At 67.9% G+C, this 11,803-nt stretch carries 11 protein-coding genes; 4 read left to right on the top strand and 7 right to left on the bottom strand.

All coding sequences use genetic code 11. The features are described 5' to 3' along the window. From WMI84_RS13290 to trpS, 3 genes are all read right to left on the bottom strand, one after another. A partial coding sequence (locus tag WMI84_RS13290) for a YihY/virulence factor BrkB family protein (protein WP_347353909.1) occupies window positions 1-896 on the bottom strand: 896 nt, incomplete at its 3' end. A gap of 5 nt (window positions 897-901) precedes the next feature. Then, a complete protein-coding gene (locus WMI84_RS13285; RefSeq protein WP_347353911.1) occupies window positions 902-1,429 on the bottom strand; it encodes a 2'-5' RNA ligase family protein in 528 nt (175 codons plus the stop codon). Window positions 1,430-1,495: 66 nt separating this feature from the next. Continuing rightward, on the bottom strand, window positions 1,496-2,533 hold the full coding sequence (gene trpS / locus WMI84_RS13280) for a tryptophan--tRNA ligase (RefSeq protein WP_347353907.1): 1,038 nt from the start codon (window positions 2,531-2,533) through the stop codon (window positions 1,496-1,498). A gap of 229 nt (window positions 2,534-2,762) precedes the next feature. On the opposite strand from trpS, the gene WMI84_RS13275 reads away from it, so the two are divergent. The 3 genes from WMI84_RS13275 to WMI84_RS13265 all read left to right on the top strand — a co-directional run bounded on the left by WMI84_RS13275 (window position 2,763) and on the right by WMI84_RS13265 (window position 6,278). Then, window positions 2,763-3,782, top strand: a complete 1,020-nt coding sequence (locus WMI84_RS13275) for an LCP family protein (protein ID WP_347353906.1) — start codon at window positions 2,763-2,765, stop codon at window positions 3,780-3,782. 12 nt (window positions 3,783-3,794) lie between these two features. Then, window positions 3,795-4,658 carry a dTDP-4-dehydrorhamnose reductase gene (gene rfbD, locus WMI84_RS13270; protein WP_347353904.1) on the top strand — a complete coding sequence of 288 codons (864 nt, stop codon included), beginning with the start codon at window positions 3,795-3,797 and terminating at the stop codon, window positions 4,656-4,658. Between the two features lie 105 nt (window positions 4,659-4,763). Further along, a complete protein-coding gene (locus tag WMI84_RS13265) occupies window positions 4,764-6,278 on the top strand; it encodes a polysaccharide biosynthesis tyrosine autokinase (protein WP_347353902.1) in 1,515 nt (504 codons plus the stop codon). A 36-nt stretch (window positions 6,279-6,314) separates the two neighbouring features. Here the strand turns inward: WMI84_RS13265 and WMI84_RS13260 are convergent, their stop codons facing one another. The 4 genes from WMI84_RS13260 to WMI84_RS13245 form a co-directional block, all read right to left on the bottom strand. Continuing rightward, complete coding sequence (locus tag WMI84_RS13260; RefSeq protein WP_347353900.1) at window positions 6,315-6,902, bottom strand: hypothetical protein; 588 nt, start codon at window positions 6,900-6,902, stop codon at window positions 6,315-6,317. A 3-nt stretch (window positions 6,903-6,905) separates the two neighbouring features. After that, the gene (rfbC, locus tag WMI84_RS13255) at window positions 6,906-7,517 is read right to left on the bottom strand and encodes a dTDP-4-dehydrorhamnose 3,5-epimerase (RefSeq protein ID WP_347353899.1); all 612 of its coding nucleotides are present in this window, start codon (window positions 7,515-7,517) and stop codon (window positions 6,906-6,908) included. Window positions 7,518-7,627: 110 nt separating this feature from the next. Continuing rightward, entirely contained in the window at window positions 7,628-8,521 is an 894-nt protein-coding gene (gene rfbA, locus WMI84_RS13250) for a glucose-1-phosphate thymidylyltransferase RfbA (protein WP_347353897.1), read from the bottom strand. A gap of 107 nt (window positions 8,522-8,628) precedes the next feature. Further along, window positions 8,629-10,518, bottom strand: a complete 1,890-nt coding sequence (locus tag WMI84_RS13245) for a nucleoside-diphosphate sugar epimerase/dehydratase (protein ID WP_347353895.1) — start codon at window positions 10,516-10,518, stop codon at window positions 8,629-8,631. Window positions 10,519-10,785: 267 nt separating this feature from the next. Here WMI84_RS13245 and rfbB point away from each other — a divergent pair, with 267 nt between their 5' ends. Next, complete coding sequence (rfbB, locus tag WMI84_RS13240) at window positions 10,786-11,793, top strand: dTDP-glucose 4,6-dehydratase (protein WP_347353893.1); 1,008 nt, start codon at window positions 10,786-10,788, stop codon at window positions 11,791-11,793. The last annotated feature ends 10 nt before the right edge of the window (window positions 11,794-11,803 follow it).

Genomic DNA, 11,803 nt, shown 5'->3' with positions numbered 1-11,803 from the left:
ACAACGGCCGCCTCGGCCGGCACGGCGGCAGCCGCGGCGTGCGCGAGCCCGGAGCCGGTGGCCGTCCAAGCCGCCGAGAGCAGCACGACACGCGACATGAGGTTGAGCCAGAACAGCAGTCCGACCGGCACCGCGACAGCGCCGAGGAGCGGGTTGCTCGTCGCGCGGGCGACGAGGAACCCACCGAAGAACTTGAGCACCGTCAGGGCAATCCCGCCGATGAGCGCGCCGGACCGCACCGCGGGCCACGGCAGGGGCACTCCCGACAACAGTCGCAGCAGGACGACCATGAGCATCGTGTCGAAGGCGGCGCTGATGATCAGACCGACGAGCGTGACGACCCAGGCCTGCCCGCCGAGCCCGACCCAGTCCGCGATGTTCCCGGCGACGCCGCCGACGGCGCTCGTCAGGATGGCCGAAACCGCCACGGCGAACCCGAAGCTGACCAGGACGCCGAGGTCGCGCAGCTTGGCCAGCGCCAGGTTGCCCGGCTTGGCGCTGAGGCCGTAGATGGCACGGATCCCCTTGCGCAGCGCGCTGATCCAGCCGAGCCCGGCCCAGAGGAGGACCACGAAGCCAACGACGCCGGTGATGGTCAGGGTGGAGGCCTGCGGGGCCGACAGGCCGATGATGCCATCCGGATGAGAGGCCGTCCGGACCATCCCGGGCAGGGCGTCGTTGAGGGAGTCGGCGATCGTCTCGAGCATGGTCGGCTGGCCGCGCAGCACGAACCCGAAGATGGTGAAGCCCACGGCGAGGGCGGGGAAGATCGAGAAGAACGCGTAGTAGCCGACGCCGGCCGCCAAGAGGTTGCCGTTGTGCTGGCCGTACCGGTCCCACGTCTGGAACAGACGTGTGCTCTTGAGCCAGTCGGTGATCCTGCGGACGGCCGACACGCGGATCAGCCTCCTTGCAGCGGGAAGTCCTTCACGGGACGCCAGACCTCGTCTGGGCCCTGCTCGTAGAGGTGGAACGCGTCGACGACGAAGTCGGCGCGAAAGCCGGCGAGCTCGGTGAAGGCCCGCTCGAGGTCCGCGGCGGACACGTTGTGCGCCACGGTCACGTGCGGATGGTAGTAGAAGTCGAGGGGGCGCTGCACCGGACCGCTGCGCAGCTGCTTCTCCAGCCGCTCGCACGCCGACACGCCCTGGGCGACGTGGATGTAGACGACGTCGGAGATCGGCCGGAACGTGCCGGTGCCGCGCAGCAGCACGTCGAACGGCGGCCAGTCGCCGGCCACCGTCTCGCAGTGGGCGACGAAGGCGGCATAGGTGGCTGCGTCGACCTCGGTCGGCGGGACGAGGGTGATGTGCGCGGGAATCCGCCAGGCCTCGGAGTCGCCGAACTCGACCCTGCGCTGCTGCAGGTAGTCACCGTCCGGGGCCGGGACCGGTATCGAGACGCCGATCGTCGTGCGGCGGGTAGACATCACCAGACGACGGTACCAACCGCGCCGGCCGGAACCGGTCAGGTCCGGCGCAACCGGAGCCCCGGGTCAGCCAGCCGGCCGGGGGCGCCGCAGGCTCGTCAGGAGACCCACCTTGTCGTAGACCCGCCGGACGGTGGCCTCGGCCACCTCGGCCGCGCGGCCGGCACCGTCGGCGAGGATCCGGTCCAGCTCGCCCGGGTCGGCCATCAGCTCCAGCGTTCGCTGCCGGAAGGGGGTGATCGCCTCGATGACGACGTCGGCCACGTCCTTCTTGAGGTCGCCGTACCCCTTGCCCTCGTAGGCGGTCTCGAGCGCGTGCACGGGGGTGCCGGACAGCGCCGCATGGATCGACAGGAGGTTGGACACGCCGGGCTTGGCGTCGGGGTCGAAGCGGATCTCGCGCTCGGTGTCGGTGACGGCGGACCTGATCTTCTTGGCGATCCGCTTGGGGTCGTCGAGCAGGCTGATCAGGCCGGCGTCCGTGGCGGCCGACTTGCTCATCTTGGCCGTCGGCTCCTGCAGGTCCTGGATCTTGGCCGTCTCCTTGATGATGTGCGGCTCGGGCACGACCAGGGTGTCGCCGTAGCGCTGGTTGAACCGCTGGGCCAGGTCGCGGGTGATCTCGAGGTGCTGGCGCTGGTCCTCGCCGACCGGCACGACGTCGGAGTCGTAGATGAGGATGTCGGCGGCCATCAGGATGGGGTAGGTGAACAGCCCGACGTTGGCCGCGTGTCCCCGGGCGGTCTTGTCCTTGAACTGTGTCATGCGGCTCGCTTCGCCGAACGCGGTGATGGTCGACAGCACCCACGTCAGCTCGGTGTGGGCCGCGATGTGGCTCTGCACGAACAGCACCGAGCGCTCGGGGTCGACCCCCCCGGCCAGGAACTGCGCCGCCGTGACCCGGGTGCGGTCGCGCAGGACGGCCGGGTCGGGCGTGACCGTCAGCGCGTGCAGGTCGGCGACGAAGTAGAACGCGTCGTGTGTCTCCTGCAGCTTGACCCACTCGACGAGCGCCCCGATGTAGTTGCCGAGGTGGAGCGAGTCGCTCGTCGGCTGCATTCCGGACAGGCTGCGGGGCTTGGTGGTCGAAGGCATGGGCGTCATTGTGGCGCATCCGCGCGGTCCCGCTCGCCCCAGGACCGCCGGCGGGTATGCCGCTCAGCGGGCTTCCCACCGGGCCGGCACCTCGTCCACGTGGACCCGCCCCCACCGGCCGGACCCGCCCCGACCGGACCCCGCCGCTCGCACCGGCCGGCTCGCATCCCGCCCGCACACCGGCCGGCCGTTTCCGATTTGTCCGCCCGGCTGCGGCGGCTCACCTAGACTTGGCCCGGTGACCATCCACGAGGAGCTGACGGACGAGCGCTCCGATGACGCGGACGACGCGGCCGGCGCCGGTCGTCACCGACGCCGCAACCGCGTCATCCTCGTGGCGGCGCTGGTAATGATCCTCGTCCCGGTGGTCGCTGTCGGCGGTTACCTGGCCTATCTCAACCACGTGGTCACGACCAACATCAAGCAGGAGCTGCTCCTGCCCGCGGCGCAGCTGCCGACCGACGCCCAGGGCCAGGTCATCCCGCAGCCCACCGGCGCGGGTACGAACTACCTGCTGATCGGCAACGATGCCCGACCGGGTGACACCGGATCGCGCTCGGACGTCATGGTCCTGGTCCACGTCCCCGAGGACCACGCCACGGTGCAGCTCGTCCACTTCCCGCGCGACCTGTGGGTGCCGATCCCGGGGCACGGTGAGGCCAAGCTCAACGCCGCCTATGCCTATGGCGGCGCGCCGCTGCTCGTGCGGACCATGCAGGACATGCTCGGCGTCGAGATCGACCACGTCGCGGTGATCGGCTTCGAGGGCTTCAAGCGGATGACCGACGCGGTCGGCGGGGTCGACGTCGACGTCGCCGAGCCGAGCACCAGCGGCGGATACCGCTTCACCGTCGGCACCATGCACATGGACGGCGACATGGCCCTGGCCTTCGTGCGCGAGCGCAAGCAGCTGAGCGAGGGCGACATCTCGCGCGGCCAGCGCCAGCAGGCCTTCATCAAGGCGCTCATGCTCAAGACCCTGTCCAAGGACGTGCTGCTCGACCCGGCCAGGCTCGCCACCTTCGTCGACGCCGCGACGAGCAACCTGACCGTCGACCAGAAGCTCGACGTGGGACAGATGAGGTCGGAGGCCCTGGCCATGCGCAACCTGCGCGGCGGCGACATCCGCTTCATCACCGCCCCCTTCACCGGCTTCGGGTGGAGCAAGGACGGCCAGTCGATCGACGTGACGGACTGGCCGAAGATGAAGCAGCTCGGCGAGGCGATCCGCACCGACACCATGAACTCCTACAACTGACAGGGTGATCCAGTGAGCCGTGTCCTCGTCACGGGTGCTCAGGGCATGCTCGGGCAGGACCTCGTCCCGGCCCTGCGGACCGCGGGTCACGAGGTGACCGCGCTGGCCCGCGCCGACCTCGACGTGACCGACGCGCAGGCGTGTCGCCTCGCTGCCGCCGGTCACGACCTGGTCGTCAACGCGGCCGCCTGGACCGCCGTCGACGACGCGGAGACCCACGAGGCCGAGGCGTTCTCGGTCAACGCGGTCGGCGCGGCCAACCTCGCCCGCGCCGCCACGACCGCCGGGGCCTCGCTCGTGCAGGTCTCGACCGACTACGTCTTCGACGGACAGGCCAGCACCCCGTATGCCGCCGACGCCCCGGTGCGCCCCCGCTCGGCCTACGGCCGGACCAAGGCGGCGGGGGAGTGGGCCGTCCGCGCGCTCTGCCCCCACTCGTGGGTCGTGCGGACCGCGTGGCTCTACGGCGCGGGCGGGCCCAACTTCGTCGCGACGATGCGGCGTCTGGCCGGGGAGCGCGAGACCCTGTCGGTCGTCGACGACCAGACCGGCCAGCCGACCTGGACCGTCGACGTCGCGGACCTGGTGGTGCGGCTGGTCGCCGGCTCGGCGCCATACGGTACCTACCACGGCACGAGCACCGGGCAGGTGAGCTGGTTCGGCTTCACCCGCGCGATCTTCGAGGAGCTCGGCCTCGACCCGGAGCGGGTGCAGCCGACGACCACCGCGGCCTTCCCGCGGCCCGCGCCGCGGCCGGCGTGGAGCGTGCTCGCGCACGACACGTTGCTGGCCTGCGATACCGAGCCGATAGGGCCGTGGCGCGACTCCCTCAACCGCCACCTCGAGATCGTCAGGGCTGCCGAGCAGCCGGGGTGAGAGCAGATGGCCCCGCGGGCAGCGTGAGATCGGACACTCTCGGGTGCGTACGCAGGCTTGGGATCGTGGCCCAGTGCCTCGATCGACTTCGGGCGGTTTGGGTGGATGCCGCAGGCACGCACTAGCATATGCGGAGCGACTCGAACGGTCGCCAGGCGAGACGCCATCGAGACGTCGTTGAAAGGAAACCAACAACACGTGGAGTTGCAGGACTATATACGTGTCGTTCGTAAGCGGTGGCGGATCATCCTCTCGGTGATGCTGCTCGTCATAGCACTGGCTGTCACCTTCACGCTGCTCGCACCGAAGACCTACGCGTCGACGACCCAGTTCTTCGTCTCTACCTCGGATGGCGACAACGTTGCGGCGTTGCAACAGGGCAACACCTTCACCCAGCAGCGGGTGAAGTCCTACTCTCAACTGCTCCAGTCGCCCAAGGTGCTCGACCCGGTCATCGACGACCTCGGCCTCGATACGACCGCCGACAAGCTCGCGTCTCAGGTGACCTCGACCATCCCATTGGACACCGTGATCATCGAGGTGACCGTGACGGACCAGAGCGCGCAGCAGGCCGCCGCGATCGCGCAGTCGATCGACAAGGTCTTCCCCCGGACTATCGAGCAGATCGAGCAGGTCCGAACCGGCGAGCGCAGCCCGGTCAAGCTGACGGTCGTCAAGCCCGCGGAGGTCCAGATCTCACCGGTCAGTCCCCAGCCGGTCCGTAACCTCACGCTCGGCGCGGTCCTCGGCCTGCTCGCCGGTTTCGGTGTCGCCTTGCTGCGTGACCTGATGGACACCCGAGTCAAAGCCCAGCGTGATGTCCAGGTCGTCACCGACAAGTCGATCCTCGGGACCGTCCCCTTCGACCCCGACGCGGCCGCACACCCGCTCGTCGTCCACGCGGAGCCGCGGGCGCGGCGCTCCGAGGCGATCCGCGTGCTGCGCACCAACCTGAAGTTCGTCGACGTAGCCAACCCGCCCAAGTCGATCGTGGTCACCTCATCGGTGCCCGGTGAGGGCAAGTCCACCACGGCAGCCAACCTCGCGCTCAGCCTGGCTGAGACCGGCGCCAGCGTCTGTCTCGTCGAGGCCGACCTGCGCCGACCACGTCTGTTCGAGTATCTCGGCTTCGAGGGGTCGGTCGGACTGACGGACGTCCTCGTCGGCCGCGTCGAGCTCGACGACGTGATGCAGCCCTTTGCCGCCACGAGCTTATCCATCCTCGGCTCGGGGGGTATCCCGCCGAACCCCAGTGAGCTGCTCGGGTCCACCACGATGGAGCATCTCCTCGGACAGTTGACAGACCGCTTCGACTATGTCCTGCTCGATGCCCCGCCGTTGTTGCCCGTGACCGACGCCGCGATACTGAGCACCATGACCGACGGAGCTCTGGTCGTCGTGGGCGCCGACATCGTGCATAAGGCCCAACTACGACACACAGTCGAGTCGATCGAGGCGGTAAAGGGCCGGATCCTTGGTCTCATCCTCAACCGGCTGGATGACCGGGAGAGAGACGGCTACGGGACCTACCGCTACGAGTACACCCAAGCGAACGGGCCAGATCGACGGGTCGAGCAGGGCCGATCCAGTGGTGAGCGGCCGGAGCTGAAGGTCGGCTGAGCCCGGCTGGGGAGCTTCCGGCTCCTGCCAGCGCCGTCAGTCCTGTGAACGAGGGGTCAGTGCGGCGACGATGTCGGACAGACCGACCTCGACCCGGCGCGCCATCCTGGTGAAGGCCACAGAGTCCTGACGATACGGGTCCAGGATGTCCGTCTGCGACTTGGCCCTGGGCAGGACTACTCCGCGTCGGGCAGCAGCCTCGGCCGCGACACGGGACACCCAGCTCAGCCCAAGAGACGACTCGGCCAGCCGCCTCGTGTCCAGGCCGGCGACCAGATCGGCGAAATCACCCCAGGTGAACGTGTAGGCGAGGGCCTTGGGAAAGTACTGCACGACCTCAGCGCGGTGTTCGCGCGCAGCAACCAGGATGAGGTCGGTCGAGGACACCATCTCCCGGGTGAGCTGACGTGCCTCGTGGCCGCAGACGGAGACCCCGGCATCCTTCAGAAGGGCCGCACTGCCCGGGTCGATCCCTGCACCCACGAGCGCGTTAGTGCCGGCGCTCACTACCTCGACGCCGTATCCGTCGAGCCCCTGTCGGAGACGTCGCTCCATGTAGGGCGACCGACACACGTTACCGGTGCATACCACGAGGACCTGCCCGTTGACTCCTTCCTGACTCATCGATCACGCTCCTGAGCCAGCCGCTCGTTCCGCATAGAAGCTGACACACGTCTGGTATGTCGGCAGCCCGCCCGTTAGTGACAGGTCGGACAGGGTGGGCGCCGCGGCGTCCTTCGGGGACAGCAACGGCTCGATGCCCTCTGGCAGGGCGAGCCCGATCGCGGGATCGAGCGGGTTGATCCCGTGCTCACGCCCAGGGTTGTACGCCGAGGAGCACAGATAGTACGCGGTGGTCTCGTCCTCGAGGGCGACGAATGCGTGCCCGAGGCCCTCCGCGAGGTAGACCGCGCGACGGTCCTTGGTGTTGAGCAGCACGGAGTCCCACTGGCCGAAGGTGGGCGACCCGACACGAATATCGACGACGTAGTCGATGAGCGAACCTCGCAGCGCCGTCACGTACTTTGCCTGGCCGTCCGGCACTTCGGCGAAGTGGACGCCCCGCACCGTGCCCTTGGCGGAAACGGAGACGTTCGACTGGACGACGTCCATCCGGTGCCCGATCTCGCGGGCCAGCAGGTCGCCACGGAACGACTCGAGGAAGACGCCGCGGTCGTCGGGGAACTGACGCGGGGTGATCTCCCACGCGCCGTGGATCGACAGGGGCCGGATCTGCATCAGGTTGGTCCGGTCTGGCCGCCACTGACGTCACGCGTGACACACTGGTTCGATGGTCGGTTCACGTCCCCAACGGTAGCGTCACACCGGGGAGTCGCGCTTCGGGAACCTCAGACCCCGGAACCCTGCACCTGGCCCTGGCCGTCGAGCAGCAGGCCGTGCAGGTAGGCTCCGTAGCCGCTCTTGAGCTGGTCGTCGCCGTGACGGGACAGGCGCTCGTCGTCGATCCAGCCGTTGCGCCACGCGATCTCCTCGACGCAGCCGATCTTCTGCCCCTGGCGGACCTCGACGACATGGACGAACTGGCTCGCCTCGATCAGGCCCTCGAACGTCCCAGTGTCGAACCACGCTGTCCCGCGTGGCAGGACGCTCACGGTCAACGATCCGCGCCGGAGGTAGGCGTCGTTGACCGCCGTGATCTCGAGCTCGCCACGCGGGCTCGGCGTCAACCCGCGGGCGATCTGGATGACGTCGTTGTCGTAGAAGTAGAGGCCGGGCACGGCGAACCGTGACCGGGGGTTGGCCGGTTTCTCCTCGATCGACAGGACCCGGCCGTCCTCATCGAACTCGACGACACCGTAGGCGGTGGGGTCGTGGACCCGTTGGGCGAAGATGTGGCCACCATCCACGTCAACGTGGTCGGCTAGACGCGTTCCCAGGCCGGGGCCGAAGAAGATGTTGTCACCGAGCACGAGGGCGACCTTGTCGTGACCGATGAAGTCGGCTCCGAGGAGGAACGCCTGGGCCAGGCCGTCCGGTGAGGCCTGCACTGTGTAGGTAATGCTGGCACCCCATTGCGACCCGTCGCCGAGCAGCCGTTGGAACTGCATGTTGTCGTGCGGGGTCGTGATGACGAGGATCTCCCGGATGCCGGCCATCATGAGCGTCGAGAGCGGGTAATAGACCATCGGCTTGTCGTACACGGGCATGAGCTGTTTGCTGATCGCGCGGGTGATCGGATGTAGCCGTGTGCCGGACCCGCCGGCGAGGATGATCCCCTTCATAGGATGCGAGGTTACCGGTCAGAGCCGGACCACACCGGCGTAGCCTGATGCGGCTCGAGCGAGGGGCCAGCCACCGGTGGCACTCGCCAATGACTTGGCTGGCCGGCTCATGCCCGGCTCAGCTCCCGCCCGAGCGATCTGGTGAGCGCATGGGTGCGCATGTACGTCTCGGCAGCGGCCGAATGGTCAAACTGACGCTCGGGCAGTTGGTGAGGCGAGAGCGCCGGGACGTCGACGCTGTCGACGAGCGGGTGCTCCGTCTTGCGTCTTCCCTCCGCGTCGGCGAACAGGTCCTCGCCCAACTTCTCGCCGTCGCGCAGACCGCTGAACTGGATGTCGACGTCGGCGCGTCCGCTCATCCGGACCATGGTCTCGGCCAGGTCGACGATCCTGACCTGCTCTCCCATCTCGAGGACCATCACCTCGCCATCACGACCTATCGAGGCGGCCTCGAGGACGAGCTGGCAGGCTTCGGGGACAAGCATGAAGTACCGCTTGACCTCAGGGTGCGTCACGGTTACCGGTCCCCCGCGCTCAATCTGCTCACGGAAGACGTGGATCACGGAGCCACGCGAGCCAAGCACGTTGCCGAACCGGACAGAGACATACCGACCGTGGTGGTGCAACGCGAAGTCGGCGGTGAGCCGCTCGGCCAGCCGTTTGCTGTAGCCGAGCACCGAGGTCGGGTCGGCCGCCTTGTCGGTCGAGATGTTGACGAAGATCTCGACTCCGACGCTCGCAGCCGCCTCGAGCACGTTCCGGGTGCCGATGACGTTGGTCTTCCATGCCTCGAGCGGGAACCTCTCGAGCAGAGGCAGATGCTTCAGCGCGGCTGCGTGAAACACGATCTCTGGTCGGATCCTCTCGAAGACCCGTAGCAGGTCTTGTCGCTCTCTGATGTTCGCGAGCAGCACGTCATCGGTGTCGAGCAGGCCGCTGCCGGTCAGGCTCAGCTGGGTGGCCTGCAGGCCGGACTCGTCACGGTCGAGCAGGTAGAGCTTCGCAGGTTGGAATGCCGCGACCTGGCGACACAGCTCGGAGCCGATGGACCCCCCGGCCCCAGTGACCAGGACACGCTTGCCGGCGAGGTGCTCCGCGATGCGCCTCGTGTCGAGCTGGACCGGCTTGCGACCCAACAGGTCGGTGACGTCGAGAGAACGCAGGTCGTTGGTCGTCGGCTTGCCACCCATGATCTCCCGTAGGGGAGGCAACACCAGCAGCTCGAGTCCGGCGTCGTCGGCGAGGCACGCCAGCTCGCGAAGTAGCGTGGAGTCTGCGCTGGGTAGGGCCACGATCAGTGTGTCGGCGCCGAGCCGTTCCGCGACTGGGGCGAGGTCTTGACGTCTGCCGCGTACCCGGAATCCCTCAATGCGCAGCCGCTGCTTGGACCGGTCATCATCGAGGAAGGCCAGCGGAATGATCCCGTTCGAGTCGTCATAGATGAGGCTGTGTACCAGACGTCGCCCCGCCTCGCCCGCGCCGAAGATCAGAGCCCGTCGAGCGGCTCGGCGACCCTTCGAGGACCGCGCCCGGAAGGTCCGCACCACGAACCGAAGCCCGAGCATGGCGATCAGCGCCATCGCCCCAGCCGTCGGCCCGGTCCCCCGCGGCATGACCCCCGTCTGCAGAACGGACCAGGCGAACAACCCGATGGCGGTGATGGTGACCGCGATCGTAAGGTCACGGACCTCGTCGAACGAAGCCCGGACATGGTCGATGGCGTATGGTCCGATCAGGTGCCCGATGACCATGTGCGACGTGAACGCGATGGCTCCGGCGAGGGCCAGGCCCGAGGCGAAGTGGCCCAGCGAGGAGTCCAGTCGGAGATACGTGGTCGCATAGATCGCAATGACCCAGACCACCGCATCGATAACCGCCCAGACCGCCCGCATGATGCGAGCACGTCGCCGCGCTCCCCGTGACACAACCAAAACCCCTGACTCAAGTGATGACAATCGCGTCGTCACTGTCGCCTCCGAAGTGGACCGTATCTCCACGGTGGCATCTGACAGTGACGTGGTGAGAACGTGCGCAGCCTACACTCAATTCGGACTTGCCGGACACAACAGACCACATGACGATCCACCCGGTAGAGGTTCCGGCCGCCCCGCGAGCCTACCCAGCCCGGGAGATAGGGCACATCGCAGCCCAGGCTGTGACAAACATGACAGCCTCAGGCGGGCGATGGCGATCTGTACATGGCCTCCGGGATGGGCAGTCCGGTTGCGACTCGCAACTGATCCTCGACCCGGTAACCTGCGCGCATGCGTGTCCTAGTGACCGGCGGTGCCGGCTTCATCGGATCGAACTTCGTGTTGCGCACCCACCGGAGCCGACCGGGCTGGACGCTGACGGTGCTCGACAAGCTCACGTATGCCGCGCATCGCGAATCGCTGGCCTCGGTCCTGGGTGACGGGCCGGGCCAGGTACGTTTGGTGGTCGGAGACGTGGCCGACGAGGCGCTAGTGGACCGGCTCGTGGCCGAGCACGACTTGGTCGTCCACTTCGCGGCCGAGTCGCACAACGACAACAGCCTCGAGCACCCCTGGCCGTTCGTCGAGTCCAACATCGTCGGTACGTTCCGGCTCCTGGAAGCAGTTCGCAAGCACGGCAAGCGGATCCACCACATCTCGACCGACGAGGTATACGGCGACCTGGAGCTCGACGACCCGAGGCGATTCACCGAGGCCACCCCGGTCAACCCGTCCAGCCCGTACTCGGCGACCAAGGCGGGTGCCGATCTACTCGTGCGGGCCTGGATCCGGTCGTTCGGGATCAAGGCGACGATCTCGAACTGCTCGAACAACTACGGTCCGCGCCAGCACGTCGAGAAGTTCATCCCCCGCCAGATCACCAACATTCTGCAAGGCATCCGGCCAAAGGTCTACGGTGCCGGGACCAATGTGCGCGACTGGATCCACGTCGACGACCACAACGACGCGGTCGTCGCGATCATCGAGCAGGGCCGACTCGGCCAGACCTACCTCATCGGCGCCGACGGCGAGCAGAACAACCTCGAGATCGTGGCGATCCTGCTCGAGCTCATGGGCCGGCCGGCCGACTGGTTCGAGCATGTGCCCGACCGACCCGGCCACGACCTGCGCTACGCGATCGACTCGACCAAGCTGCGCGCCGAGACCGACTGGACGCCGCGCTACGGCAACCTGCGAGCCGGGCTGGCCCAGACCATCGAGTGGTACCGCGCCAACCCCGACTGGTGGACCGCCGCCAAGGCCGCGGCCGAGCAGTCCTACGCCCGGATCGGCCGGTGAGCCTGCAGGT

The sequence above is a fragment of the Intrasporangium sp. genome (genome assembly GCF_039812505.1).
In the GTDB taxonomy this organism is placed as follows: Bacteria; Actinomycetota; Actinomycetes; order Actinomycetales; family Dermatophilaceae; genus Intrasporangium_A.
This window is presented reverse-complemented; position numbering and strand designations above follow the sequence as displayed.

What these genes read in the sequence shown, in the direction of transcription:
- WMI84_RS13285 (WP_347353911.1), bottom strand. Translation starts at nt 1,429, where the DNA reads ATGTCTACCCGCCGCACGACGATCGGCGTCTCGATACCGGTCCCGGCC.
- trpS (WP_347353907.1), bottom strand. Translation starts at nt 2,533, where the DNA reads ATGACGCCCATGCCTTCGACCACCAAGCCCCGCAGCCTGTCCGGAATG.
- WMI84_RS13265 (WP_347353902.1), top strand. Translation starts at nt 4,764, where the DNA reads ATGCCGCAGGCACGCACTAGCATATGCGGAGCGACTCGAACGGTCGCC.
- WMI84_RS13260 (WP_347353900.1), bottom strand. Translation starts at nt 6,902, where the DNA reads ATGAGTCAGGAAGGAGTCAACGGGCAGGTCCTCGTGGTATGCACCGGT.
- rfbC (WP_347353899.1), bottom strand. Translation starts at nt 7,517, where the DNA reads ATGCAGATCCGGCCCCTGTCGATCCACGGCGCGTGGGAGATCACCCCG.
- rfbA (WP_347353897.1), bottom strand. Translation starts at nt 8,521, where the DNA reads ATGAAGGGGATCATCCTCGCCGGCGGGTCCGGCACACGGCTACATCCG.
- rfbB (WP_347353893.1), top strand. Translation starts at nt 10,786, where the DNA reads ATGCGTGTCCTAGTGACCGGCGGTGCCGGCTTCATCGGATCGAACTTC.